The sequence below is a fragment of the Vibrio sp. 99K-1 genome (assembly GCF_013114585.1).
In the GTDB taxonomy this organism is placed as follows: Bacteria; Pseudomonadota; Gammaproteobacteria; order Enterobacterales; family Vibrionaceae; genus Vibrio; species Vibrio chagasii_B.
This window is the reverse complement of the sequence record NZ_VTXF01000008.1, coordinates 101,824-125,939: the sequence shown is the minus strand read 5'-3', so window position 1 is coordinate 125,939 and position 24,116 is coordinate 101,824. Positions and strand designations below refer to the sequence as shown.

Annotated in this window: 27 protein-coding genes; 15 read left to right on the top strand and 12 right to left on the bottom strand. The window is 44.2% G+C overall.

The annotated features are described in order from the left end of the window. Positions 1 to 100 precede the first annotated feature (100 nt). The gene (locus tag F0228_RS08540; RefSeq protein ID WP_004738577.1) at positions 101 to 484 is read left to right on the top strand and encodes a DUF3461 family protein; all 384 of its coding nucleotides are present in this window, start codon (positions 101 to 103) and stop codon (positions 482 to 484) included. Positions 485 to 587: 103 nt separating this feature from the next. On the opposite strand, the gene truC is transcribed toward F0228_RS08540, so the two are convergent. Together truC and F0228_RS08530 are read right to left on the bottom strand one after the other, a co-directional pair. Continuing rightward, complete coding sequence (gene truC, locus F0228_RS08535) at positions 588 to 1,337, bottom strand: tRNA pseudouridine(65) synthase TruC (protein WP_171762110.1); 750 nt, start codon at positions 1,335 to 1,337, stop codon at positions 588 to 590. Further along, entirely contained in the window at positions 1,337 to 1,651 is a 315-nt protein-coding gene (locus tag F0228_RS08530; RefSeq protein ID WP_105057493.1) for a YqcC family protein, read from the bottom strand. Before F0228_RS08530 ends, truC begins: the two co-directional genes overlap by 1 nt. Positions 1,652 to 1,737: 86 nt before the next feature. Between F0228_RS08530 and F0228_RS08525 the strand changes: the two genes are divergently transcribed. After that, the gene (locus F0228_RS08525) at positions 1,738 to 2,778 is read left to right on the top strand and encodes a DUF3549 family protein (protein ID WP_171731045.1); all 1,041 of its coding nucleotides are present in this window, start codon (positions 1,738 to 1,740) and stop codon (positions 2,776 to 2,778) included. A gap of 88 nt (positions 2,779 to 2,866) precedes the next feature. Beyond that, complete coding sequence (locus F0228_RS08520) at positions 2,867 to 3,175, top strand: DUF3301 domain-containing protein (RefSeq protein WP_032498839.1); 309 nt, start codon at positions 2,867 to 2,869, stop codon at positions 3,173 to 3,175. Here F0228_RS08520 and F0228_RS08515 read toward each other — a convergent pair. After that, positions 3,141 to 3,659 (bottom strand): GNAT family N-acetyltransferase, encoded by a 519-nt coding sequence (locus F0228_RS08515; protein WP_004738571.1) that lies wholly within the window; start codon positions 3,657 to 3,659, stop codon positions 3,141 to 3,143. The two genes, F0228_RS08520 and F0228_RS08515, sit on opposite strands and share 35 nt — an antisense overlap. Positions 3,660 to 4,408: 749 nt before the next feature. Here F0228_RS08515 and F0228_RS08510 point away from each other — a divergent pair. The 3 genes from F0228_RS08510 (at position 4,409) to F0228_RS08500 (ending at position 6,022) form a co-directional block, all read left to right on the top strand. Next, positions 4,409 to 4,696: a hypothetical protein gene (locus tag F0228_RS08510; protein WP_061032598.1), complete on the top strand. Its 288-nt coding sequence runs from the start codon at positions 4,409 to 4,411 to the stop codon at positions 4,694 to 4,696. A 38-nt stretch (positions 4,697 to 4,734) separates the two neighbouring features. Next, complete coding sequence (locus F0228_RS08505; RefSeq protein WP_008222931.1) at positions 4,735 to 5,178, top strand: YaiI/YqxD family protein; 444 nt, start codon at positions 4,735 to 4,737, stop codon at positions 5,176 to 5,178. Between the two features lie 118 nt (positions 5,179 to 5,296). Beyond that, positions 5,297 to 6,022: a MipA/OmpV family protein gene (locus F0228_RS08500; RefSeq protein ID WP_171731046.1), complete on the top strand. Its 726-nt coding sequence runs from the start codon at positions 5,297 to 5,299 to the stop codon at positions 6,020 to 6,022. A gap of 75 nt (positions 6,023 to 6,097) precedes the next feature. Here the strand turns inward: F0228_RS08500 and F0228_RS08495 are convergent, their stop codons facing one another. From F0228_RS08495 to F0228_RS08485, 3 genes are all read right to left on the bottom strand, one after another. Next, a complete protein-coding gene (locus F0228_RS08495) occupies positions 6,098 to 7,684 on the bottom strand; it encodes an AbgT family transporter (protein ID WP_061032596.1) in 1,587 nt (528 codons plus the stop codon). Positions 7,685 to 8,072: 388 nt separating this feature from the next. Beyond that, a complete protein-coding gene (ykgO, locus tag F0228_RS08490; protein WP_005380299.1) occupies positions 8,073 to 8,198 on the bottom strand; it encodes a type B 50S ribosomal protein L36 in 126 nt (41 codons plus the stop codon). After that, on the bottom strand, positions 8,199 to 8,459 hold the full coding sequence (locus tag F0228_RS08485; protein ID WP_008222928.1) for a type B 50S ribosomal protein L31: 261 nt from the start codon (positions 8,457 to 8,459) through the stop codon (positions 8,199 to 8,201). A 124-nt stretch (positions 8,460 to 8,583) separates the two neighbouring features. On the opposite strand from F0228_RS08485, the gene tsaA reads away from it, so the two are divergent. The 6 genes from tsaA to F0228_RS08455 all read left to right on the top strand — a co-directional run bounded on the left by tsaA (position 8,584) and on the right by F0228_RS08455 (position 13,107). After that, positions 8,584 to 9,279 carry a tRNA (N6-threonylcarbamoyladenosine(37)-N6)-methyltransferase TrmO gene (gene tsaA / locus F0228_RS08480; RefSeq protein WP_171731047.1) on the top strand — a complete coding sequence of 232 codons (696 nt, stop codon included), beginning with the start codon at positions 8,584 to 8,586 and terminating at the stop codon, positions 9,277 to 9,279. Positions 9,280 to 9,380: 101 nt separating this feature from the next. Next, positions 9,381 to 11,099: a proline--tRNA ligase gene (locus F0228_RS08475; RefSeq protein WP_004738559.1), complete on the top strand. Its 1,719-nt coding sequence runs from the start codon at positions 9,381 to 9,383 to the stop codon at positions 11,097 to 11,099. A 202-nt stretch (positions 11,100 to 11,301) separates the two neighbouring features. After that, positions 11,302 to 11,985, top strand: a complete 684-nt coding sequence (locus F0228_RS08470; RefSeq protein ID WP_171731048.1) for a tellurite resistance TerB family protein — start codon at positions 11,302 to 11,304, stop codon at positions 11,983 to 11,985. A gap of 168 nt (positions 11,986 to 12,153) precedes the next feature. Beyond that, entirely contained in the window at positions 12,154 to 12,357 is a 204-nt protein-coding gene (locus tag F0228_RS08465; RefSeq protein ID WP_004738556.1) for a YaeP family protein, read from the top strand. Between the two features lie 2 nt (positions 12,358 to 12,359). After that, a complete protein-coding gene (locus F0228_RS08460; RefSeq protein WP_008222922.1) occupies positions 12,360 to 12,551 on the top strand; it encodes a DUF4250 domain-containing protein in 192 nt (63 codons plus the stop codon). 229 nt (positions 12,552 to 12,780) lie between these two features. Further along, positions 12,781 to 13,107 (top strand): hypothetical protein, encoded by a 327-nt coding sequence (locus F0228_RS08455; RefSeq protein WP_008222921.1) that lies wholly within the window; start codon positions 12,781 to 12,783, stop codon positions 13,105 to 13,107. Between the two features lie 477 nt (positions 13,108 to 13,584). On the opposite strand, the gene glyA is transcribed toward F0228_RS08455, so the two are convergent. Next, positions 13,585 to 14,835, bottom strand: coding sequence for a serine hydroxymethyltransferase (gene glyA, locus F0228_RS08450; RefSeq protein WP_004738553.1), 1,251 nt, complete (start codon positions 14,833 to 14,835; stop codon positions 13,585 to 13,587). Positions 14,836 to 15,182: 347 nt separating this feature from the next. Between glyA and F0228_RS08445 the strand changes: the two genes are divergently transcribed. The 3 genes from F0228_RS08445 to F0228_RS08435 all read left to right on the top strand — a co-directional run bounded on the left by F0228_RS08445 (position 15,183) and on the right by F0228_RS08435 (position 18,450). After that, the gene (locus F0228_RS08445; RefSeq protein ID WP_061032592.1) at positions 15,183 to 15,785 is read left to right on the top strand and encodes a YitT family protein; all 603 of its coding nucleotides are present in this window, start codon (positions 15,183 to 15,185) and stop codon (positions 15,783 to 15,785) included. Between the two features lie 88 nt (positions 15,786 to 15,873). After that, positions 15,874 to 17,391: a winged helix-turn-helix domain-containing protein gene (locus F0228_RS08440; protein WP_116871737.1), complete on the top strand. Its 1,518-nt coding sequence runs from the start codon at positions 15,874 to 15,876 to the stop codon at positions 17,389 to 17,391. A 147-nt stretch (positions 17,392 to 17,538) separates the two neighbouring features. Beyond that, positions 17,539 to 18,450, top strand: a complete 912-nt coding sequence (locus tag F0228_RS08435; protein ID WP_171731050.1) for a hypothetical protein — start codon at positions 17,539 to 17,541, stop codon at positions 18,448 to 18,450. Positions 18,451 to 18,594: 144 nt separating this feature from the next. Here the strand turns inward: F0228_RS08435 and treC are convergent, their stop codons facing one another. From treC to gmhB, 5 genes are all read right to left on the bottom strand, one after another. After that, on the bottom strand, positions 18,595 to 20,280 hold the full coding sequence (treC, locus tag F0228_RS08430) for an alpha,alpha-phosphotrehalase (protein WP_171762109.1): 1,686 nt from the start codon (positions 20,278 to 20,280) through the stop codon (positions 18,595 to 18,597). Between the two features lie 118 nt (positions 20,281 to 20,398). Beyond that, entirely contained in the window at positions 20,399 to 21,823 is a 1,425-nt protein-coding gene (gene treB, locus F0228_RS08425) for a PTS trehalose transporter subunit IIBC (RefSeq protein ID WP_216610932.1), read from the bottom strand. A 204-nt stretch (positions 21,824 to 22,027) separates the two neighbouring features. Then, positions 22,028 to 22,972 (bottom strand): trehalose operon repressor TreR, encoded by a 945-nt coding sequence (treR, locus tag F0228_RS08420; RefSeq protein WP_008222915.1) that lies wholly within the window; start codon positions 22,970 to 22,972, stop codon positions 22,028 to 22,030. 89 nt (positions 22,973 to 23,061) lie between these two features. Next, positions 23,062 to 23,397, bottom strand: a complete 336-nt coding sequence (locus F0228_RS08415; protein ID WP_171731052.1) for an MliC family protein — start codon at positions 23,395 to 23,397, stop codon at positions 23,062 to 23,064. Positions 23,398 to 23,440: 43 nt separating this feature from the next. Then, entirely contained in the window at positions 23,441 to 23,992 is a 552-nt protein-coding gene (gmhB, locus tag F0228_RS08410) for a D-glycero-beta-D-manno-heptose 1,7-bisphosphate 7-phosphatase (RefSeq protein WP_004738542.1), read from the bottom strand. Between the last annotated feature and the right edge of the window lie 124 nt (positions 23,993 to 24,116).

The following is a 24,116-nucleotide window of genomic DNA, read 5'->3' as shown; positions in this document are numbered from 1 at the left end:
AATCAATTCCCAGATATCAACTATCTAGCTCGTCGTTAGGCTGCTACATTGATTAAGTCAATTACATAAAAGTATTACATTCATAAACTAGAGGTCGCTTATGTATCCAAACCTCACTGGCTTAGGTATCCACGAACCTAAACAGATTGAACGTTACTCCCTTCGCCAAGAAGCACACAAAGATATCCTGAAGATTTATTTTCGTAAGCAGAAAGGCGAGTTGTTCGCGAAAAGCGTTAAGTTTAAGTACCCACGACAAGTAAAAAGTGTGCTTGTTAGCGGTGGCAATAATCAATACAAAGAAGTGACTGAGATTAACCGCAACCTCACGCTTGTGATTGATGAGCTTAATAAGATCACCAAACCTACGCCAACCACTGAGATGGATGTAAAACAGAAGATCCTGACCGACTTACGTCATTTAGAGAAGGTTGTGTCCAGCAAGATCGCTGAGATCGAAGCGGATCTAGAAAAACTAAAATGATCCCGAGACAAGACAACTAATGACTATCGTTGGTTGACCGGCTCAGATTATACAGACACTAAAAGGGCTGATATCACTATCAGCCCTTTGTTTTATCGAACTTTTATTTAGACGACCGTGCTTGCGTATCGACTAAATTTGTATCCCATTCAAAGGCTTCAAATAACTGTAGCCAAGTTTCATCGAGGCTTGCCTTCATCACTAATTCTTTTTTAGTGAAAGGGTGAATAAAGCGCAACTCTGAAGCGTGCAGTAACAAACGGCGTGAATCCAAGTTTTCACGGAACAGGCGGTTATGCTTACCATCACCATGAGAAGTATCACCAACAATAGGGTGTCTTAGGTGGGCCATATGGCGGCGCAGTTGATGTTTACGGCCCGTCTTTGGCAGCATCTCAACTAAGCAATAACGGCTAGTTGGAAAACGCCCGGTAGAGTAAGGTACTTCCACTTTGGCTAATGGCTCATATGCGGTCACAGCCTCTTGTGCTTCCTTGTCTTCTTTTGCAAACTTATCCGCAATCTTATCTAGCTCGACCTTAAGCGCGTAATCAAGCGTGTCGCCCTCTTCAATCCAGCCACGAACAATTGCATGATAAGTCTTTTGCATTTCATGGTTAGCAAACATCGGCATCACCTCAGAAGCAACTTCACTTGAGAGTGCAAATACCAATACACCAGACGTTGGGCGGTCTAAGCGATGCAGAGGGAATACGTGCTGGCCAATTTGGTCACGCAAAGTCTGCATCACAAATTGAGTCTCATGTTTATCTAGCCATGAGCGGTGAACCAACATGCCCGCGGGCTTATTTACCGCGACAAAGTACTCATCTTGATAAATGATCTCTAACATTAAGCACATACCTCATCAATGCTTTGAATCGTCACTAGCAGCTCAGCTTTGTCCGCCTCATTTTTCCACACTTCACCGAAATACGGATGAATAGCAAACCCTTTAGGTAAAGGCATTTGCGCATCAATCATCGCATTGATCTTTACGATAAAGATCCACTGTAACCACTCTTCGGGTTGCAGTGAATCGATAGCAAAAGGTTCAACGCTCGCCAGAGCTTCATCCGACGGTGCAACACTACTCCACAGAGAGCATTGGCGCATTTGTTGTTCTAATTGTTGAAGTAATGGAGGTAACTTTGTGGCAGCAGTCATTTTTCACCAAGTTATTTATCTAGTGACCTTGAAATTGGGGCATAGAGTACCATCTATTGAGGAAAGAAAGTTAGGAGCTTATTACTATGGAAACCATTCACACGCTCACTCAGTTATTGAAGAATAGCGGTTGCCAATATGATATCTACGATCTCGGTCGTCGTATCCAAAAAATAGACAACACCTTATTCTCAGATGTTGAGCAAGGGAAACAGCCATACCCATTTCCACTTCAGAAACAAGCTCACTTAGCGATCAGCTACTGGAATGAACAGAAGCAACCATGGATTTGGTTCTTAAAATTCAAGTTGGATGAAAGAGGCCTACTTAACCAAGCCGATGTAGGTAACTTTTTGAAGTTCGTCTTAGAAGCAATGGGCACGCGTTTAAGTGGTGAGATCAGCGAAGAGCAACAAGAGAAGCTGTCAAACAACCCATACACCTTCAAGCCTTCTGAAGACAAAATGGCGGTATTCCATAGCCAAGTAAGAGCAGAGTTAGACCTTGCTACTAGCCAATACTATGAACATGCTCAGCACTACTTCACCGGCGAGTTAGGTTGGGACAATTGGCAGACTGTTGGCCTTCAAGGCATCACTGATATGTGTGCCCGTCTCGGCAGCCAACAAAACGGTGTCGCGATTCGTAAAGCCTTCAAGAAACTTCCTTCTGAGCCGCTTTACGCAACATTAGGCGCGCTTGAGCACACGCAAATTAATGACAAGCTAGCCCAACGTTTACAAGAGATGGCAGAGAACGAGATCAACAGCGATGAACCAGACCTGTTCTTATTGTCTGCGCTAGTGCGTGCCCTATCGGGTGCAGAGCCAAGCATCACCAATGCTGTGATTAACCAAGTTCTGGCGAGCCCACGTTTAAGTCACCAAGAAGTATTGATTGGTTTAGCAGGCCGAAGCTGGCACGCTCTGCAAGATCCAGCAATTGCTGAACAATTATTGCTGCGCCTCGCACAAACGGGCAATCAAAACCTATTCAACCAGCTATTTGCTGATCTGGTGATGATTCCAGCTCTGAGAATGGTATTTTTACCTCTATTGAACTCAAACCCATCGCCAGAATTGGCGAATGCACTGATCGAGTTACAGCAAGCAACTAAATCTCAGTAATACTTTAGCAACTAGCTGATAAGCCTCAACAAAGCAGCTTATAGCTAAGGTTAAATAGGAAGAAAAAGTAAAAGGAAGTATGGATTAAATGATAGATAACTTATTGGCTATTTTGTTTCTGTGCTTCTTTTGCTTTCTGTTTTGGCAGCAGCGCAGGCAATCTGAGCTTGCGAAAGCTGCCATTGCGAGAAAGTGTAAAGAGCTCGACTTGCAGCTGTTAAGTGTTGCTTTTAGTGGTCATAAACTGAAGATGCGCCATGAACTCACGACCATTTGGCGCTGGCACACCATTTACCAATTTGAGTTTTCAGCGTTAGGGGATGACTGTTACAAAGGGAAACTAACCATGGTAGGTTTCCGTTCTATGCGGTTTGAGCTACAGCCTCATAGAATGTAACGTCGCAATAAGCGGTGTATCGATATTCATGATAGGGGCCAAACTGATCTTGTTTGGTCTCTTTAAATACAAAGCCGAGTTTTTCTAAAAGCTTGATCGATGGATTATGACCGACATTAACGGTCGCGAAAACATTGGTTAAACGCTCTTCAAAGCACACCAAATTAAAGAAAGGTTTCAGTACCTCACTCGCAAAACCTTGATTCCAGTATTCTTTATCCAAGATAAAGCCCAACTCGTGCTTACCTTCTTCTGATGAGATAAAAACATGCCCAAGATATTCACGGGTTTGGTTATGGATAATTGCACGGCAAAAGCCGACGTTGTCTTGCAGTATCTCTTGAAATAGTTGCTTCGCAGAAGCGATAGAATGCGGCCCATTCATCTCTGCTCGATTAATCGGGCAGCAATTGAGCTTAATGAAGTCATGCTGTAGCTGTTCGGTATAAGGTACTAACAGCGTTCTTGAGGTTGCTATCGTCATAAAACACTCCTTGTGTTGACCGTTAGCAGAAAAGCAGATGTATTGCTCCTAAATAAAGAGCCTCTAGATGGGTGAAATGTCCAGATAAAGAAAAGCCCCGACACCGAAGTGTCAGGGCTAGGGTCTTACTCGCAGCAGTCCGGCTACTAATTAATGCTCCATGCATCATCCATAATAGTGGCTGTAATCCTTCAGCTCTTTCCTTTACTTCGCCGTCCTAGCGGTGTCCAATCATCCTGAAAGCTAACAATCCTAGTTAGCGCACATCACTTGTTCCGTGAGCGGTGTCCTTTACATCATCCTGATGCTAATCCAACCCTTTATCCTAAAGGTGTCCATTGTCATTCCGTTGCAGCTAACTTCCTGTTAACTGACTGTGTCCCTACAATGTCCTTGCGCTCCATGCTTGATCACTCAATCCTAAGTAACCAAATCTTCGTCCTGAAGATAACCAATTCCTTGGTGCTTTCCTGTTCCGTGTCAGAATCCTTCCGACAAGGTTTAATTTACGCGATTTAGGATTTCGGACAATAGATTTGCATCACATTTTGAATTCAACCAAGTTGTTAATTATATAAAACAATTAAAATTCAAAAACTTAACCATATGCACATCAATCTCTCTAGAGAAGTATTCGCGTTATCTCACAGCGTTTGTAAGAGATCTCTCACACGCTATAGGATGTTTTATGATTCGCTATCAGTCACCGGAGCGAGTAAAATAACCAAAGACTAAAAATGGAGGTCAACATGCTGACAAAAGATGTTTCTGAAGAGTTGAAATCCGTGCTTGAAGGACTGCAAGCACAAGGCAAAGAGCCAACCGTTGCGCTAGTAAAAGCTCGTATGAGTACATCAGTTCCCATGCCTGCCTTAATCACGACCATTAAAAGCTGGAAAAACGCGAACCGTGTTCCTAAAGTCGAAGTGGCAACACAACAAGAGCCAGAACTTGATCGCATTGGTCAACTAGAAAAACAAATCCTGGAACTTACAGCTCGCGTCGCCACGCTAGAAGCTCAGTTAACAAATAAATAGATCGACAGTTAAATAAGCTAACAGAGAAATAGAACACTATGAAGATATGGGTTGATGCGGACGCTTGTCCTAAGGTTATCCGAGAAACCATCGTACGCGCAGCTGAGCGAACCGGTGTTGAATGCACCTTCATCGCGAATCACGTTGTCCCTGTACCGAAGCGAAACAACATTCACTCTATTCAAGTGCCAAGCGGATTCGATATCGCCGACAATGAAATAGTAAAACGCACAGAGAAAGGCGATCTCGTGATTACTTCAGACATTCCTCTGGCTGACGAAGTGATCACTAAAGGCGCATTAGCTCTGAGCTCTCGTGGGGAGCTGTATACTAAAGAGACCATCAAAGCGCGCCTCAACATTCGTGACTTTATGGAAACCATGCGCTCAAGTGGCATCCAGACTGGTGGCCCAAGCACGCTTTCTCAAACCGACCGTCGTGAATTCGCCAACCACCTTGATCGACTATTAGCGAAGCGTTAATCCTTCCTTTTACCTCAAAGAGCTCCGAAAGAGCCTCTTTTGAATAACAGTAAGCACTGTGAAATTTTAATCGACCGACTCCGTTCTTGATATTTATTACAATAACGGAGTATTGATTATGGTTCGTCGTATCGCTTTGGCGTTGTCCGTCACTTTAGGAAGCACTCAACTGTCCTTCGCCAATCAAGAATATGGCATCGTTGGCGGTAGCCTCACCTACGGTGAGAGTGTTTTTTCTACCAAGAGTGCCCCTCAACTTGGTGCGACATCCAACCTCTTCTATTCTGGTCCTAAAGGCTTTATTGATGGCAGTTTAGCAAACTGGCAACTGCTACCTTTTGTCGGGCTATCTGGAAACTGGCGTTTCGCTGAAGTGTCAGACACCTTCGTTGACCTGCCCAATGGCATTCAAAACAGAGATGGCAATGGCGAGCTCGGGATAACACTGGGGACCGTAGGCGCTAGGCTCACCTACTTACATGACGTAACCTCAGAGCATAACGGCTACGAAGTTCAGCTCCACTTAGGCAGAACATTGGAAACGTGGACACAGCCGTTAACCTTTACCCCCTACCTCGAAGTCGATTATCGTGACAAAAAACTCTCTAATCACCTCTACAGCATTGCTAACCGCGAGTCTTCTGCTTCAGGGCTAAATCAGTTCGATGCAGGCGCTACCTTTGTTTATCAAGCTGGGCTCATTGGGCTCTATGAATTTACACCACGATGGATTGCTATTAGCAAAATGGAATTGACTCATCACGACTCGAACAGCCCTCTCATCCAAAGGGATGTAGGGTGGTCGCTGGAGGTTGGGTTAACCTACCGTTTTGCGGGCTTGTAACCGCTATCTTCCAATAAAGAAAAAGCCCGCACAATGTGCAGGCTTTCGGTGTAATCATAAAACAATGATTAGATTCTATGGCGTGTAGTACGTTGCTGCACCTGGGCCAACTGGTAGACCAAATACGAATACCCACACGTAGAACATTAAGCTCCAACCCACCAAGAATACGATTGAGTATGGAAGCATAGTCGCAATCAGAGTACCGATACCTAGGTTCTTCATGTAACGAGTCGCTACAGCAAGGATAAGACCGAAGTAGCTCATCATTGGCGTAATGATGTTCGTTGTTGAGTCACCGATACGGTAAGCCGCTTGAATCGTTTCTGGTGCGTAACCAACAAGCATCAGCATTGGAACAAAGATAGGTGCTGTTACTGCCCACTGAGCAGAAGCAGAACCGATCATCAGGTTAATGAAGCCACACATTAGGATAAATGCGAAGAACAACATTGGACCTGTTAGGCCGATGTCTTGTAGGAAGCTTGCGCCCGCTACTGCGAATACTTGACCGAAGTTAGTCCACTTGAAGAAAGCAACAAACTGAGCAGCGAAGAATACAAGTACGATGTACATGCCCATAGAAGACATAGACTTAGACATTGCATCGATAACGTCGCGGTCAGTTTTCATTGTGCCGGTAACTTTACCGTAAACGAAACCAGGAACTGCGAAGAATACGAAGATGAACGCTACAATACTTTTCAGGAATGGAGAACCAGAAACCGTACCAGCTGCAGAACGCAGAACACCGTCTTCAGGAACAATTGTCCAAGCAAGAAGAGCTGATACTGCTAGAACTGCGATACCAGCTAGCTTAAGACCTTTCTTCTCCACATCTGTTAGCTTGCCCATTGTATCGTTTGATAAATCTTCAGACGCTTCTTCGTCGTTGTATTTACCCAGTTTTGGTTCAACAATCTTCTCCGTTACGAATGCACCCGTAATTGCGATGAAGAAAGTAGAAACAAACATGAAGTACCAGTTTGATTCAGGACCAACGCTGTAAGTCGGGTCGATCATTTGTGCAGCTGTTTCTGTAATACCAGAAAGCAGTGGGTCAACCGTACCGATTAGAAGGTTTGCAGAATAACCACCAGATACACCCGCGAATGCTGCCGCTAGACCAGCAAGAGGGTGACGACCTAAAGAGTGGAAAAGCATTGCCGCAAGTGGAATCAGTACCACGTAACCTAGCTCAGAAGCCGTGTTAGAAATGATACCTGCAAATACCACAGTTACAGTAACCATGCGCTTAGATGCGCCCATTACCATGCCACGCATCGCAGCAGATAGTAGACCTGAGTGCTCAGCAATCGCTACACCTAGCATTGCAACTAGCACAGTACCTAATGGCGCAAAGCCAACAAAGTTTTTAACCAAATTAGTTACGATAAGTTGTAAGCCTTCAGCATTAAGTAAGCTTACAACGTGGATCATGCCGTCAGCAGCACGACCAGGAGCACCTTCTGGACGAGGGTCCATAACAGACACTTCAAAGTACCCTGCGATACCAGAAGTCACTAAGATTGCGACACAGAAGATTGCGAAAAGAGTGATCGGGTGGGGTAATAGATTCCCCAAATACTCAACACCATCGAGAAAACGGGTAAAAATAGGTTTCTTTGGCGAGTTGTTTTTTATTGAAGCTGATGAACTCATCAGTTCCCTCCTTGTAGTGATTCCTATGCAATTGTGACAAAAATGTTCAAATTGCAGGCGAAGGGTACGCGACAAAATTATCAATTAGAAATTCAAAATGTTACAAAATGTGTAACAAACGATGATATTTAACTCTATTTGAACAATTAATTAGCAAATAAAACCACAATAAACACAAAAACTAGCTTTATAGTTCACAATCATACATTCACTATTAATATAACTTACGATATAACCTCTTGATTAGTTTAAAAATAAAGTTCATCGTACGATAAACAATCACTCGGTATTTAATCAACTTGCATATGAAGGAAAAGAGAAACCGTTAAATGAATAAAGTTTGACTTTCCCCTCGTTTTTTACAGGTATGTCACAACACATTGACTGTTTATTTTTGAACCGCTTTGAACCTCGGGTTGGTTTTGCAGATCACATAAAGGCGCCCTCTGCGCTTTACGATTTGACAATCTGGGTGACGGCTCTTTGCGCTTTTTAGTGATTTCACAACCTTCATCTATTTAGCTCCCTTACCCAATTGACCAAAGCGGCGAGTAAAGTTCGCCACACGACCTTCTTTATGTAGCACTCTCTGTTTTCCGGTATAGAAAGGATGAGACTTTGAAGACACTTCGATAGTGAAGTAAGGGTAAGTATTGCCATCTTCCCATTCGATCGTACGGTCCGTTTTCAAGGTTGAACCTATCAAGAAGTATTCATCAACACTGGTGTCATGAAAAACCACAGTGCGGTAATCAGGATGGATATTTGGTTTCATCTGTTTTCCCCTAAATTATTATTTGATACGTTATAACATTGCAAATGATAATTATTATCAAAAGAAAAACAAGTCGTTTTATGATATTTTCCGACCATAAATCGTAATTAGAGACCTTCTACCTATGTACTCCATTGAGCCTATTGGCTTTATAGAATCTCCCTATAAAGAGAAGTTCGCGGTACCAAGGCAGCCTAGGTTGGTGCCAACATCAACCTCTAAAGTAAAGCTTGTTGACGCGGCAAACTGCCTAGAGTCGGTTCGCAACATCGAACAATTCAGCCATGTGTGGCTCTTATTTCTATTCGACAAAAACCTTGAAGCGGGCTGGAAGCCGACGGTGAGGCCGCCTCGACTGGGTGGTAATGAACGCATTGGAGTTTTTGCATCTCGTGCCACATTCAGACCCAACGGAATTGGCATGTCAGCGGTGGAGTTAAAAGGTGTATCTCAAGAAAAGGGGCAAACTTGGCTAGACCTTGGCAGTGTCGATTTAGTCGACGGGACACCAATTATCGACATCAAGCCTTACATCCCTTACTCCGATTCCATTCCGGATGCACTGGGAGGGTTTGCCGCCGAAGAGCCAGAGGTGTTAGAGGTTAACTTTTCCCAACAAGCACAAAGCAAGCTGGCACAGCATCCGCAAGCGCGGCATATTATTCAGGTGATCAAAGAGGTATTAGGCCAAGATCCTCGTCCTGCCTACAAGAAGGGCAAGCCAGACAACAAGGAATATGCGGTAAATTTGTTCGATCTTAACGTGAAATTCGTTGTTGAGGCGTTTTTCATCAATGTAACTGACATTGAACGCTTTTGAGATCCCAAATAGGCTGATATTATATGCGGCTATATCGGATTTGCTGCCGCCAATTGCTGCAGTGAATTTACTTTTATTAATGATGAAACGGATACCATAGAATGCGTACCAGTAACTATCTTCTTTCTACTCTGAAAGAGACTCCAAACGACGCAGAAGTTATCAGCCACCAGCTGATGCTACGTGCAGGTATGATCCGTAAGCTAGCTTCAGGTTTATACACTTGGCTACCTACCGGTCTGCGTGTACTGCGTAAAGTCGAAAACATCGTTCGCCAAGAGATCGATAATGCAGGTGCAGTTGAGACTTTAATGCCCGTAGTGCAGCCGTTTGAGCTATGGGAAGAGACTGGTCGTAGCGAAAAAATGGGCCCAGAACTACTGCGCTTTACTGACCGCCATTCTCGTCCGTTTGTTCTTAGCCCAACAGCTGAAGAAGTAATCACGAGCCTAGTTCGTAACGAAGTTAACTCGTACAAACAACTGCCGCTAAACCTATACCAGATTCAAACGAAATTCCGTGATGAGCGTCGTCCACGTTTCGGCGTGATGCGTGCTCGTGAATTCTCGATGATGGATGCGTACAGCTTCGACATCGACAAAGAAGGCCTAGAAAAGTCTTACCAAGCGATGCACGATGCTTACTGTAATGCATTCGACCGCATGGGTCTTGAGTATCGTCCAGTACTAGCAGACTCAGGCGCTATCGGTGGTAGTGGTTCTCAAGAGTTCCACGTACTCGCTGAAAGCGGCGAAGACCTAATCGCATTCTCTACAGAATCTGATTACGCAGCAAACATCGAGAAAGCTGAAGCACTTGCTCCAACTGAAGAAGCTGCTGCACCAACTCAAGAGATGGAACTGGTTGATACACCAAACGCGAAAACTATCGCAGAATTGGTAGAGCAACACGGTCTAGCAATCGAGAAAACAGTTAAGACTCTATTCGTTAAAGCTTCTGATGAAGTAGATGCCGACATCATTGCTCTAATCATCCGTGGCGACCACGAACTGAACGAAGTGAAAGCGGAAAACCTTCCACAAGTTGCTTCTCCACTAGAGATGGCTTCTGAAGAAGAAATTCGTGCACTCGTTGGCGCTGGTCCAGGTTCACTTGGTCCTGTAGGCCTAGAGCTACCATTCATCGTTGACCGCTCTGTTGCTGTAATGAGCGACTTTGGCGCTGGTGCAAACGTAGATGGTAAGCACTACTTCGGTATCAACTGGGGTCGTGACGTTGAGCTTGCTCAAGTAGAAGACCTACGTAACGTAATCGAAGGCGACCTAAGCCCATGTGGTAAAGGTACACTTCAGCTTAAACGTGGTATCGAAGTTGGTCATATCTTCCAACTAGGTAACGTTTATTCACAAGCGATGAACTGTGGCGTGCTTGGTCCTGACGGTAAGAACGTTATCCTTGAGATGGGTTGTTACGGTATCGGTGTATCACGTGTTGTTGCTTCTGCAATCGAGCAGAACCATGACAAATACGGCATCATCTGGCCGGATGCACTAGCACCTTTCCAAGTTGCTATCGTTCCTATGAACATGCACAAGTCTGAAGAAGTTAAAGAAGCGGCTGAGAAGCTATATGCTGAACTAACAGCTATGGGTATCGAAGTACTATTCGATGACCGTAAAGAGCGTCCAGGCGTAATGTTCTCTGACATCGAGCTAATTGGTATCCCTCACACTATCGTGATCGGCGACCGCTCAATGAAAGAAGGTAACTTCGAGTACAAGAACCGTCGTGCTGGTACTAAAGAAGCTGTTGCTATCGATTCAATCGTTGAACACGTTACTTCTCAATTTGCTAAATAAGCAAACTCAGCAAAGTAAGTGATCTTGCAAAGCAAATAATAGAAGGCTGCCATCTGGCGGCCTTTTTTATTTCCCCTCTTCACCTTCACTCACTCTCTCATTTCTCGATAAAGTAAATAACGTAAGTTAATCCCCGGTTCATCTTTAAATACGTATATTGGATTCATCAACTCATTAGACGCGTTTACCATTGGAGGTATCGATGGATCTTAAAAGCCTACTTAACCAAGCACTTAAGTCAGACCTTGTTAAACAAGGCACTCAGAAACTCTCACAAAGCTCATCTGGCCTAAGCGGTCTTGCACAAGGCAGTAAAGGCAGCAGCAAAAGTACACTTGGTGCATTAGGTGCAGGAGCAGTTGGTGGCGGGTTGCTAGGAGCTCTCATGGGCTCAAAGAAAACCAAGAAGATTGGCAAGAAGGCCGTGGGTATTGGTGGAGCAGCTGCGCTTGGTGCATTGGCATACAAGGTATATAACGATTACCAAGCCAAACAAGGCACACCAGACTCATCTCCACAAGCCACCTTTGATGAGCAAGATGCTTGTCATAATCTACTTATTCTAAGATCTATGATTGCGGCTTCTAAAGCGGACGGTCATGTCGATGAGCAAGAGATGGCTAAAATTGAACAAGCCGTCGAAAACATGGGCGCAGATTATCAGCTGACTAAGTTAGTGTCTGAAGAGTTGCACAAACCGCTCGATCCGAGCGAAATTGCTCAACTCGCAAGCTCACCGCAACAAGCCAGTGAGATCTACTTAGCCTCTTTGATCGTGGCTGACGAGCAGAACTTCATGGAAAAGGCTTACTTGAAAGAATTAGCGAAGCAACTCAACCTTGCAGATGAAGTGAAATTCCAGCTGGAGCAGCAAGTCGCGGGCTAGTCGACCAATCATTGGTTAACTGGTCACCTAATAAAGTGACAAACTGAAGCGCAATAAAATGAGATATTGAGCAAGAACAAACTAACTCTGATCTTCGTCAGATCCGCTTTGTTTTTGCTTATCTCTATGTGTATATTGAGAGCAGTTATCATTTGGTTAGGTATAAAAATGAAAGTATACGATTGTTGTGATTTGGTACGTGAACTGTACTCTCAAATTGGTAGTGGCGACCAAGGCTACATCCCTCAAGCGATCACCTGCGCAGTAAAAACATTAAACGACCTTGCAGCAGATGAATCTCTTCCTAAAGAAGCTCGCGAACGTGCGGCATTTGCAGCTGCTAACCTACTCATTTCAGATTTCGAGGACTAATTATGAACCTCGCTAATTTTGAAAAGATGGATCCTGTTATGTTGATGAGCATCGTCAACATGAAGCTACGTGACGATTTCGGCGGAGACTTGGACCGAGTGGTTAACTTCTACGAAATCGACAAAGCAGCCTTAATCGCTAAGCTCGAATCTGCTGGTTTTGAATACCTGCCAGAAGCAAAACAGTTTAGATAATGATGTAAACTCAGCTTTATAGACAAAGGCCAACTCAATGTTGGTCTTTTTTATAGGTGTAGCATTTCAATCAAAACATCCTGCAGAATATAAATTATCTCCTCCTTACTCCCTTTTTATATCTTAGACTCTAAGAACGCGCCTTGAATCGTAGCGTGTAGTTGTATAGGCTACCTCAAATAGCATATAAAAACTCATCAACCAACTTGATGATAGCGAAGGATTAACAATGAAAAGACTCGGACTTTTGGCAGTGTTCGCTGCAACGCTTACTGCAGGTTGCGCTTCAAATACTCAGCAAGACAATTTTCGTGAAGCCTCTTTTGAGCTGTGTAATACCGAAGTCGATATTTACTCTGTAAGCCACGATGAAAGAGTACGTATCGTCTGTTCTGATGGCTCTAAATTCGCTTTGAACAGCGAAGATACACTAGAAGTAATGCGTGACATCAACATCGACTACTGCGATGGCGAAGGCTTAGGTAAGTTTAATGAAAGCCGTCATTACTACTCGTTCAAGTGTAAATCAGGCACCCTACTTAGCATCAAAAAGTAGAACCAACACAAACAACAAATACAAAGGGTTAATGTGAAAGCATTAGCCCTTTTTAATACCCGCTTCTCTTGATTCTCATCAGCTGACCATCAGATACAAAAAAGGCTCCCAACAGGAGCCTTTAAAATCATCATTTTTCAATCAAATAGCTTTAGTTCAAGGAAAAGAAAAGACATAGAGTTTTCAGCCCCCTTCCCTAAAACAAAAAGGCCCCAGAAGGACCTTTAAAAGCATTTTTCAAAGTAGATGAGCGAAGTTCAAGGAGCTCACACGGAGTTTGCGCTAGCAAATGAGTATGTGCGACACAGAAATTCGTTCGCGCTCTAAGCATTTCTATACCAATAAAAAAGGGACTCTATGAGTCCCTTTAAAAGTGTTTTTCAAAGTAGTTGTTTGAAATTCTAGGACAGCACGCGGAGCTTACGAATGTAAGTGAGCATGCTCGACAACCAAGTTCAAATTACTACGAAGAAAAAATTAAGCGTAAACTGGTAGACGCTTACAGATCTCTAGCACTTTTGCTTTAGTCGCTTCGATAACAGACTCATCACCCATGTTATCTAGGATGTCACAGATCCAACCTGCTAGCTCTTTCGCGTCTGCTTCTGAGAAACCGCGACGAGTGATAGAAGGAGAACCGATACGGATACCTGACGTTACAAACGGGCTGCGAGGGTCGTTTGGTACTGAGTTCTTGTTTACTGTGATGTTTGCTGCACCTAGTGCTGCGTCTGCTTCTTTACCTGTGATGTCTTTGTTGATTAGGTCAACTAGGAACAGGTGGTTCTCTGTAGAACCTGAAACGATGTTGTAACCACGCTCAAGGAATTCAGCAACCATTGCTTTTGCGTTAGCAACTACGCGTGCTTGGTATTCTTTGAACTCTGGCTCTAGAGCTTCTTTGAACGCTACTGCTTTACCAGCGATAACGTGCATTAGAGGACCACCTTGGCCGCCTGGGAATACTGCTGAGTTCAGCTTCTTGTAAAGGTCTTCGCCTTCGTTAGAAAGGATTAGACCGCCACGTGGGCCTGCTAGCGTTTTGTGCGTTGTTGTTGTAACAACGTGCGCGTGTGGAACTGGGTTCGGGTAAACACCTGCCGCGATTAGACCCGCTACGTGAGCCATATCGACGAATAGGTAAGCACCTACTTTGTCAGCGATTTCACGCATGCGCTTCCAATCACAAATTTGAGAGTAAGCAGAGAAACCACCGATGATCATCTTAGGTTTGTTCTCGATAGCCAGCTTTTCCATCTCTTCGTAATCGATTTGGCCTGCTTCGTCGATGCCGTAAGGGATGATGTTGTAAAGCTTACCAGAGAAGTTTACTGGAGAACCGTGAGTTAGGTGACCACCGTGCGCTAGGCTCATACCTAGAACTGTGTCGCCTGCGTTCAGTAGCGCCATGTATACAGCGTTGTTTGCTTGAGAACCTGAGTGAGGCTGTACGTTCGCGTACTCGGCACCAAACAGCTCACATGCACGTTCAATTGCTAGAGTTTCAACTTTGTCTACGTACTCACAACCACCGTAGTAACGCTTGCCTGGGTAGCCTTCAGCGTATTTGTTTGTTAGCTGAGAACCTTGAGCTTCCATTACACGTGGGCTTGTGTAGTTTTCTGAAGCGATAAGTTCGATGTGCTCTTCCTGACGAAGAGTTTCTTCTTGGATAGCTGCGAATAGATCCGCATCGTAATCAGCAATGTTCATGTCACGCTTAAGCATCTGTATCTCCTGACTCAGATTGTACTGAAAGTTTCAAAAAAACCACACAACGACCGAAAGCAAACGTTTCCGTCACCGTTTTGATGTGACGCATTCTACATAATTTGATCTAGGTCATAAAGAGCTAATTGCAATTTTATCATGCAGTTTTTTCATAATCACAAATAAGATTCATCATGGTTATTGGGCTTATCCAACCAAAGATGTTCCTTACTGTCAATTTTACGATTTACACCCTGTAAAACGCAGATTACATAGGTTTACCTTAATTTTGCCCCTCTAGCTACCGAAAGCTTAAGTTTTTCTCTACTATGCACGCCTTTATTGATTAGGTAATTATTAAAACGATGGAAAAACACTCACGTAAAGAAGATTGGATTGCAGTCCTGACGGGCACGTTTTTAGTAGCGTTAGGCGTCTTCTTTTTACAGTCTGCGCACCTGCTTACCGGTGGTACTACTGGTTTGGCTCTACTGTTGAGTCAATTTTTACCTGTAACCTTCGGTATTCTATACTTTGTCGCTAACTGTCCATTCTATCTATTGGCGTGGAAACGTTTTGGTCGCAGCTTTGCGATCAGCAGTGCGATTTCCGGCGCTTTAGTGTCTGTGTTTGCCGATCATTTATACTTGGTTATTTCGCTCGAAGTTCATAATGAGATCTACTGTGCAGTAGCCGGTGGTTTATTGATGGGCTTGGGTATGCTGATTCTATTCCGTCATCGTTCGAGCTTAGGCGGCTTCAACGTCTTGTGTCTATTTATTCAAGATCGCTACGGCATCTCAGTGGGTAAAACTCAAATGGCGATCGACGCGTGTATTCTGTTTGCCTCATTCTTCTTTGTATCGCCTTGGGTGATTGCAGTGTCAGTGCTAGGTACAGCAGTATTGAATATCGTACTAGCGATGAATCATAAGCCCACACGCTACTCGGTGAACTACGCGTCTTAACACTAGCTATCCAATCAATGAATTACTAGCTGTTTTTCATAACGAAAACAGCTAGTATTTAGCTTTTATAAGCTACCCCTCTTTCGATATGCAAGATTACCTCTCCAGCGCCAAAGACACTCAAACCTCGATCTTCATTGAAGGTTTAGAATTCAACCCAATGACACGTGTCTTGAGTTGCAACGAGCAGGTCATCGATTTAGAGCCTCGTTCTATCGAGTTACTTGAGCTATTTCTCACGAGCGTCGGAGAGCCATTAGCGGCAGAGCAAATTATCTCGGCAGTTTGGCAAAGTAATTTCATCTCCAAAAACGTACTCACCAACCGAATCAGCACACTTCGCTCGGTACTACAAAAACACTTGCCTGAGAGCGACGCTACCAAGATTTTGGTCACTTACCCCCGCAAAGGCTACTTTCTTAGCCCTAGCTCGGTCAGCTTATCTAATGCAGCATCTGAAACAGCAGAAACAGTTTTGGAAACAGAACAACCGAAAGCGCGAAAGACTCCGACGCTAGTGACCTCTGTTCTCCTGTTAACGACTCTGGTGTTACTGATCACTACAGCAAGCTTGGGTTACATGTTATGGCATTCGTCGAACCATGCCTCTGAGGTTGAACGTGAACAGAGGTTAATTCCTAAGGTTGAGCTGCTACTCAATCGCATCGATGCGGTCGGTGACAATGCAAGACATTATCGCAAGATGGTTAAAGCTCTGTTGCTTCAACAACAAATTGAGTACGCCTATACCGATTTAGCCAACCAAGATGCCCCAAGTTACTTCCTAGACCCGATAGATAGCTCTCCTTTCTTCCCTGGTGCAAAGAACATGCGCACCAGTGACTATCTGCTTAATATTCAGCTGAAGGACCAAGAGGTCGACAAACGACTCGCAGCCAAGGTCAGCCTTATCTACCCGAGCTCAGGTAAGCTTGCCTTTCGTGGCGTTTATTCTATTGAGATAGACAATCTCAGCGAGAGCTTGATGGAGATTAACCAAGAACTTGCGAGCTACTTTGCTCTGCCTGCTCCGCTCTATCCGGAATGGTCTGTCGACAATCACGCATTAAGTGCTCTATTGAATGGCACAACTATCGATCTTGAGAACGTACCACTCAACGTGATGACCTCAACGCTGATCGCTCGCCAGCTAGCGCTATTTGAGACAGATCACCAGCGACTGATTCGATTTACTAGCCTAGTGCAAACCCACTTTAAGTTGATTCCAGACGAACTTAAGCTGTGGCTGGGGATTATTCACTTCAAGTTGAGAGATCTGCAAACTTCGAAGGAATTCTTAACCAACACCGCCGGAAACTCGACTATCGAAAATGCTCTGGTTTATATGGTGGTATCTCACATCGCTTATAAGCAAGGAGACATGGATAAGTTTCGCCTCAACTACATGGAGTCTTTGGTTGCCTTACTACGAGTCGTTCCATCGGAAGAACTGTTTGCGCGCTTATCCAAGCCAGAGTCAAAATCGACCTGCCTTCAGCCTTGGAAAAATCTAAAACTCAGTGTCAAAGAGCCGCTGATCATCAAGCAGTGGGAGAATCTGATGCTAAATTACTGTACCGCTGTCGGGCATCAACTATCGGACTAAATAATATAAAACCATTAATAACAGCAACTTAAATATAAATTAAGGTTTCATGTGTCTTCGTTTTTTGCCCTATAAACCCTCATATCAATAGCATTCCTAAAAACATCCGACCGCTCACGGTCAACAACATTATTAGGAATGCTTCACATGAAAAAAACCATGACGCTGCTTGCGACTTCTCTTTTTGCTCTTTATGGCTGTGGCGGAGGCGGCTCTTCTTCTGGTTCAACCAATGGCAATAAAGGCCCAAGCAATCAAGTCGATTACCCAATCAATGACTCTCAATTCGCGCCTCAAACAAGCACAGCATTGAAATACGCATTTACCAAAGATGGTGAAAATGAAGGCTCGATGACGATGAACTTCACGCCGTTAAGTGGTGAGCTCGTCATTGCAGGTTTAGAATCAGAGTCAGGCAATGAAGCGGAAATTCAAGTTATCAACGACCTGATCAATTACGGCATCACCGAGTTTTATGTCTCTGAAGACATCATGACGAATGCTGAAGGCACACAAGAAGACGGCAGCATTTATTTTGCAGGTCCTGACCGTGGGTTACACGAAATCACCAATGCTTACTTCATTGGTAGCCAATACATCACAAGAATGATGTACAGCAGCCCACTGTTCCGTTTGAAAGGAACAGACGTAAAAGAGAGCAACCCAATTATTGATATCAGCGAAGAAACCATTTCACTGCAGATCACGCTTGATGGAGAAGCCGTCGCGAATATGTTGAGTGACTTTGAGGATCACCAGTGGGTGCAATCACTGCCAACTGATGCGTCATGCCAAGTTACTTGGCAGCAAGAAATCAATGAAACAGGTGTACGTAAAAGCTTCACTGTTTCGGGTAAATCGATCGAAGCTGCGAATCTTACGGAGAAAAACACTTACTACATTGGCTGTGTCGGTATGGATTCAGCAGAGTTTGGTACATCGTCTGAGCGCTGGTTCAACCCAACGATTGGCCTGATTGAGCAGATTGAATTGATGTCAGTGGAACAATCCACCATTGAGGAATCAGCAGCTAAGCTGACAGCAATAGAAAAAGCCTAGTGATACTAACTGCAGCACACTGATGTAAAAAGGCTTTGGGGAGCAATCCAAAGCCTTGTTGGTAAGCTTATGACCTACTGGGGTACTAAAGATCATGAGCTTTATTTTGTGTTTAGATATACCTTAATAAAGTGACCTGGCTAGCTAGCCCTCAATCAACAAAATACGAGTCTCGTAAGGGCGCAATACTTGATGATGCGATGTTACTGAGCCATCTGTCTCTTGATAGTTAGAAAGCAAGCACTTGGCATTCGTCATATCAAAACGCTCAGGTAAAGTACATTCCGACCCTTCACCATAATAGTTATTAATACACAGTAGAGTCTGCTCTTCACTCTCACGAGAATACGCAAATACCGATGGGTGCTCAGGTAGCAAATCTTGATAACTACCATGAGTAATCACAGGCACTTCTTTACGAAGTTCAATCAAACTCTTGTAGAAATAAAACACCGAGTCTGTGTCTTCCAGTGCTTGCTCTGCATTGATCTCAGGGTAGTTGTTCGCAACATCCAGCCATGGCTGAGCTTTTGAAAAGCCCGCATATGCTTCGCTATTCCATTGCATCGGTGTACGAGAGTTATCACGAGACTTCTGCGCTAGAATCGCCATCATATCTTTATGCTCCACACCATCGCGATTGACCATGATGTCGTACATGTTAGTACTCTCTACATCACGATACTGGCTAATTTCGGTATAACCTGGATTCGTCATACCAATCTCTTCACCTTGATAGATATAAGGCGTGCCTTGCATCATATGGACAGACGCCGCCAGCATTTTAGCCGACTCAACACGGTAGTTCTTATCATCACCTAAACGGCTCACCACTCGCGGTTGGTCATGGTTACACCAAAACAGCGCGCCCCAACCTTTTCCATTTAAGCCTGTTTGCCAATGGTTGAAGATCGATTTGAGTTGCAAGAAATCAAATGGTGCATTAGTCCACTTCTCACCATTGGTGTAATCCACTTTAAGATGGTGGAAGTTAAACACCATCGATAACTCACTGTTATCAATGTTTGAGTACTGCTGGCAATGCGCGAGTGTCGTCGAAGACATCTCACCAACCGTCACGCTGCCATATTTCTTGAATACCGCTTCGCTGATCTCTTTTAGATATTCATGCACACGTGGGCCGTCGGTGTAAAAACGGCGACCATCACCGATATCGTCATTAGGGAAATCTTGCTGCTTTGAAATCAGGTTAATCACGTCTAAGCGGAAACCGTCGACGCCCTTCTCAGCCCAGAAGCTGATAACGTCTTTCACTTCTTCACGAACGACCGGATTCTCCCAGTTCAGGTCGGCTTGCTCTTTGGCAAACAGGTGAAGGTAATATTGACCAGTCGCCTCATCGAGTTCCCACGCATTGCCACCGAACTTAGACTGCCAGTTAGTTGGAGCTTGACCATCTACTGGATCTTTCCAGATATAATAATCGCGGTAAGGGCTGTTTTTGTCGCCCAAAGCAGATTGGAACCATACATGCTCAGTGGAGGTATGGTTAACCACAATATCCATCACGATACGAATACCACGCTGATGTGCTTCAGCCAGCAATAAGTCGAAGTCTTCCATAGTGCCGAATTGAGGGTTAATCGCGTAGTAATCTGAAATATCGTAGCCGTTATCAATCATTGGCGATGCGTAAACCGGAGTTAACCAAATTGCATCGACACTCAAGTGTTTGAGGTAATCCAGTTTCGAAATGATCCCTTTGATATCACCAGTTCCTTTGCTTCCACTGTCACAAAAGCTCTTTGGGTAGATTTGATAGATGGTTGCGGTTTTCCACCAGCTTTCATCATGTTCAGTCATCGCCATCTCTAACACTCACTTACCAAAAATATAAATTAAAATCACCATGTTCACATGGTCGAATAGAAGTCATTTCTAAGAGAAAAAGCGATGACTCAATTGAAGTCATCGCTTATAAAATGCGTTACGCGTTTGCGGTTTCGAGCTCACCTTTTGACTGTGCGCGCTTGTAGAAGAACAGCGTCAAGGTTACAGGTAATACAATCGCCACCAGCATCGCAATTAAGTAAACAGACCAATATTGCGGTTGAATAGATAAGATGCCCGGCAAGCCACCAACCCCGATACCATTCGCCATCACACCGGCACTACCACAGATTGCAGCCGCAGCGGCACTGCCGATCATTGCGCTCAGCATTGGGAATTTGTATTTCAAGTTGATGCCGTACATCGCAGGCTCTGTCACACCTAAGTAGGCAGAGATTGCTGCTGGAACCGAGATGTCTCGTTCACCTTCGCGTTTACTTAAGATAATGATGCCAACAACCGCTGAAGCTTGTGCAATATTAGATAGCGCAATCAAAGGCCAGATTGGCGTACCGCCTAAATCTTGCATCAACTGCAAATCGACGGCGTTGGTTGTGTGGTGAATACCCGTAATAACCAAAGGTGCGTAAAGGAAGCCAAATACCACTGAACCAAGAATCGCGAAATCACCTGTCATGGCCGCTTTCGCTGCGAATGCGACGCCATCACCCAGCATACGACCGAATGGACCAATGAAAGCGTGCGCTAGAATCACAGACAAAATGATCGATACAAATGGCACAACCACAAGGTACAAGTAAGCAGGCACGATGCGCTTAAGGTTGGTTTCAATGAAGGCTAATGCCACACCAGCGAGCATCGCAGGGATCACCTGTGCTTGGTAGCCAACTTTCTCAATAACAAAAAAGCCAAAGTCCCACACTTCAGGAACGGCTTTACCTATCATGTAAGCGTTCATCAGCTGCGGCGACACTAAGGTCACACCGAGCGTGATACCCAAAATAGGGGTTCCGCCGAGCTTCTTAACCGTCGCCCAACACACACCAACCGGTAGGAAGAAGAAAATCGCTTCGCCAATCAGCCACAAGAAAGAGTGAACGGTTGCCCAGAATTGGCTGATTTCAACTAAGGTTTTGCCGTCGAACATGCGAATGTCGCCAATCACATTACGGAAACCAAGAATCAAACCACCAGTAATAATAGCAGGCAGCAGTGGTACAAAAATTTCGGCTAAATGGGAGATACCACGTTCAAGGAAGTTCATGTTCTGACGAGCGGCTAGCTTCGCTTCATCTTTTGATGAGGCCTCTTTACCCGTTTGCTCAATCAGAAGTGCGTACACTTCATCAACTTCGGTGCCAATAACTACTTGGAATTGACCTGCGTTGGTAAAGCAGCCTTTAACTAGCTTGAGCTTTTCTAGTTCTGCTTTATTTGCTTGTTCTGTCTCATTCAATACAAAACGCAGACGAGTCAGACAATGGCTGACACTCGCAATATTTTCTTTGCCGCCGACTAACTCGATAAGACGCGTAATGTCTTGCTTCGCTATCTTACTCATACTACCCCACCCTGGTTTCATTCAATGAATCATCTAAACCATTCAGTCACAATCACTCAGGCTTAGATTTATGGGAACATTCCCAAAACTGGTTATTATAATGCCTAGCTGAATGATAAATTAAAATGGGAACAGTCCCATTAATTGAAAGAGATCACACTCTAATTTTAATCTAAGCGGTTCAATTTCGCTTAATTGAGTGGATTATTGAATTGGTGATTGAGTGTGATGAGAGATCTCTGTATTACCTAAAAGCTGAGATATCAATAAATTAGCAGCCAACTTGCCTGCAGATTGATAACCAGGATCAATACTAAATACGCGAGGAAACAAGAAAGAGAGAAGATCGTTACCACCAACACCGGTTACAACGACATCTTCACGTTGTCGTTCTTGCAGGCGCTTGATTACACCAAGAGCTAATGTGTCACTGGCGCAGACAATCGCTTGGGTTGTAGGAGTCAGTACCTCATCCACTAACTGATAAGCGCTTTCATGATGAAGTTGACCTGTACGATAATTCGCAATCACCCCACTGTTCTCGCACCAATCTAGATAAGCCTTGAGACGAAGTTCACCGGTTGATTTATCGCTAGGATCGACACCAATAAATCCAACATCGGAGATCCCCTGATCCGACAGATGCGCTAACGCACTGTTGATCACCTGTTGGTTGTCATAGTTAATAGACGTTACGTTTTCAGTATCCAACGCAATCACCACAGCTTTGTGCCCCCAAGCTTCGATAGCAGGGATGTCACAATCCGTAAAGCCAAACACAATGATGCCATCCACATTGCGACGCTTTAGAACCTGAAGGTGTTCATTGGCTTTGTCTCTGTCGAGTTGGCTTTCCATGATCACTACATCGTAATCTGCTCGATACAACTCAGCTAGCATAGTACTTACCGCTTTGTTTTCAGAGGGAGAGTCCAAACGAGAGATGATCACGCCGATGACTTTTTGGCTGCCACCACGCATTGATTGCGCAGACTTTGAAGGCGTGTACCCAGATTCTTGAATTACTCTTTCCACCCTTTCACGGGTTTCAGGTTTGACTTTAGGATCATTGGTCAGAACGCGAGATACGGTTGACTTACCAACACCGGACAGCTTAGCAATATCGAGAATAGTGAGTTTTTTGCTCATAAAAAGTCTAACGTTAAAGGGAGGAAAATAAGCAGTGAGGGCATAATCCCTCACTTAACTGTTTGTAAATCTTAGTCGTTAACTATGACTTACTTTCGGCAGTTTCGATAGACCACACGGCCAAGTTCTAGACGTGCGTTGTCACCTTTAGTACGTAAAGTGACGCTGTTGATAAGCTCCGCAGTACCATCATCTAAGATGTATTTGGTGCCTGAACCTGCTGCCACTTGAGTCAGACGGTATTCATTTTCAGGTAAACGTAATACCGCTTTCTCATTATCAAGGTAAGCCACTTCAAATGAAACGTCAGACTCACATTGATAAGTCACGAATTGATTGTCCGATGCAGCACTATCCGGCGCTGCTGATTTAGAGCACCCCATTAATGCTACCGTACATAGAGATGCTACCAACATAGCTTTCATACTTCGTTCCTCATCTTTATACCGATAAAGGTCGTGACATGTCTTAGCCTTTCAGGAAAGCAGGCACGTCCGCAATGCTATCAAGGACAACGCTTGCCAAGGCTTCACCCTTTTCAGTGATTGGTTTACCGGTTCTTACCAATACCTTAGTGCCAACACCTGCCGCTTCTGCAGCCATCATGTCTTCAGCTTTATCGCCGATCATTACGGAGTTAGCCATATCAATCTTTAGAAAGTCACGCGCGGAAATGAACATGCCAGGCTTTGGCTTACGGCAATCACAATCTTGCTTGTAGTCACCAATACCGTGTTCAGCGTGGTGAGGGCAGTAATAAATGCCATCCAGCTCAACGCCATTATCGACAAAGTTCCAATCCATCCACTGCGTTAAAGAGAGAAAACGGTCTTCACTAAACATGCCGCGAGCAATACCAGACTGGTTAGTCACAAGCACCAATAAATAACCCATATCTTTAAACGCTTTCGCCGCTTCAAACACACCATCGATGTATTCAAAGTCATGCTCATCATGTACGTAGCCGTGATCAACATTAATCACACCATCACGATCTAAAAAAACAGCAGGTTTAGACAAAATTTTGTTCTCTATCAACTCTCTATTAATCATTAATTATTACACGCTTTATTTGCTTCATCACTATCTATTTAGTTTTGCGTTCGTTAACGATTTGTTTCCATCTTAGCAATACAATCGACGT

Coding starts and splice junctions, on each gene's coding strand:
- ykgO (WP_005380299.1), bottom strand. CDS start 8,198: ATGAAGGTTGTGAAATCACTAAAAAGCGCAAAGAGCCGTCACCCAGAT.
- F0228_RS08435 (WP_171731050.1), top strand. CDS start 17,539: ATGAAAAAAACCATGACGCTGCTTGCGACTTCTCTTTTTGCTCTTTAT.
- F0228_RS08465 (WP_004738556.1), top strand. CDS start 12,154: ATGAAAGTATACGATTGTTGTGATTTGGTACGTGAACTGTACTCTCAA.
- F0228_RS08440 (WP_116871737.1), top strand. CDS start 15,874: ATGCAAGATTACCTCTCCAGCGCCAAAGACACTCAAACCTCGATCTTC.
- F0228_RS08445 (WP_061032592.1), top strand. CDS start 15,183: ATGGAAAAACACTCACGTAAAGAAGATTGGATTGCAGTCCTGACGGGC.
- F0228_RS08530 (WP_105057493.1), bottom strand. CDS start 1,651: ATGACTGCTGCCACAAAGTTACCTCCATTACTTCAACAATTAGAACAA.
- treR (WP_008222915.1), bottom strand. CDS start 22,972: ATGAGCAAAAAACTCACTATTCTCGATATTGCTAAGCTGTCCGGTGTT.
- F0228_RS08460 (WP_008222922.1), top strand. CDS start 12,360: ATGAACCTCGCTAATTTTGAAAAGATGGATCCTGTTATGTTGATGAGC.
- F0228_RS08495 (WP_061032596.1), bottom strand. CDS start 7,684: ATGAGTTCATCAGCTTCAATAAAAAACAACTCGCCAAAGAAACCTATT.
- F0228_RS08485 (WP_008222928.1), bottom strand. CDS start 8,459: ATGAAACCAAATATCCATCCTGATTACCGCACTGTGGTTTTTCATGAC.
- treB (WP_216610932.1), bottom strand. CDS start 21,823: ATGAGTAAGATAGCGAAGCAAGACATTACGCGTCTTATCGAGTTAGTC.
- F0228_RS08505 (WP_008222931.1), top strand. CDS start 4,735: ATGAAGATATGGGTTGATGCGGACGCTTGTCCTAAGGTTATCCGAGAA.
- F0228_RS08500 (WP_171731046.1), top strand. CDS start 5,297: ATGGTTCGTCGTATCGCTTTGGCGTTGTCCGTCACTTTAGGAAGCACT.
- F0228_RS08520 (WP_032498839.1), top strand. CDS start 2,867: ATGATAGATAACTTATTGGCTATTTTGTTTCTGTGCTTCTTTTGCTTT.
- F0228_RS08415 (WP_171731052.1), bottom strand. CDS start 23,397: ATGAAAGCTATGTTGGTAGCATCTCTATGTACGGTAGCATTAATGGGG.
- tsaA (WP_171731047.1), top strand. CDS start 8,584: ATGTACTCCATTGAGCCTATTGGCTTTATAGAATCTCCCTATAAAGAG.
- truC (WP_171762110.1), bottom strand. CDS start 1,337: ATGTTAGAGATCATTTATCAAGATGAGTACTTTGTCGCGGTAAATAAG.
- F0228_RS08525 (WP_171731045.1), top strand. CDS start 1,738: ATGGAAACCATTCACACGCTCACTCAGTTATTGAAGAATAGCGGTTGC.
- F0228_RS08455 (WP_008222921.1), top strand. CDS start 12,781: ATGAAAAGACTCGGACTTTTGGCAGTGTTCGCTGCAACGCTTACTGCA.
- glyA (WP_004738553.1), bottom strand. CDS start 14,835: ATGCTTAAGCGTGACATGAACATTGCTGATTACGATGCGGATCTATTC.
- F0228_RS08470 (WP_171731048.1), top strand. CDS start 11,302: ATGGATCTTAAAAGCCTACTTAACCAAGCACTTAAGTCAGACCTTGTT.
- F0228_RS08510 (WP_061032598.1), top strand. CDS start 4,409: ATGCTGACAAAAGATGTTTCTGAAGAGTTGAAATCCGTGCTTGAAGGA.
- treC (WP_171762109.1), bottom strand. CDS start 20,280: ATGGCGATGACTGAACATGATGAAAGCTGGTGGAAAACCGCAACCATC.
- F0228_RS08515 (WP_004738571.1), bottom strand. CDS start 3,659: ATGACGATAGCAACCTCAAGAACGCTGTTAGTACCTTATACCGAACAG.
- F0228_RS08540 (WP_004738577.1), top strand. CDS start 101: ATGTATCCAAACCTCACTGGCTTAGGTATCCACGAACCTAAACAGATT.
- F0228_RS08475 (WP_004738559.1), top strand. CDS start 9,381: ATGCGTACCAGTAACTATCTTCTTTCTACTCTGAAAGAGACTCCAAAC.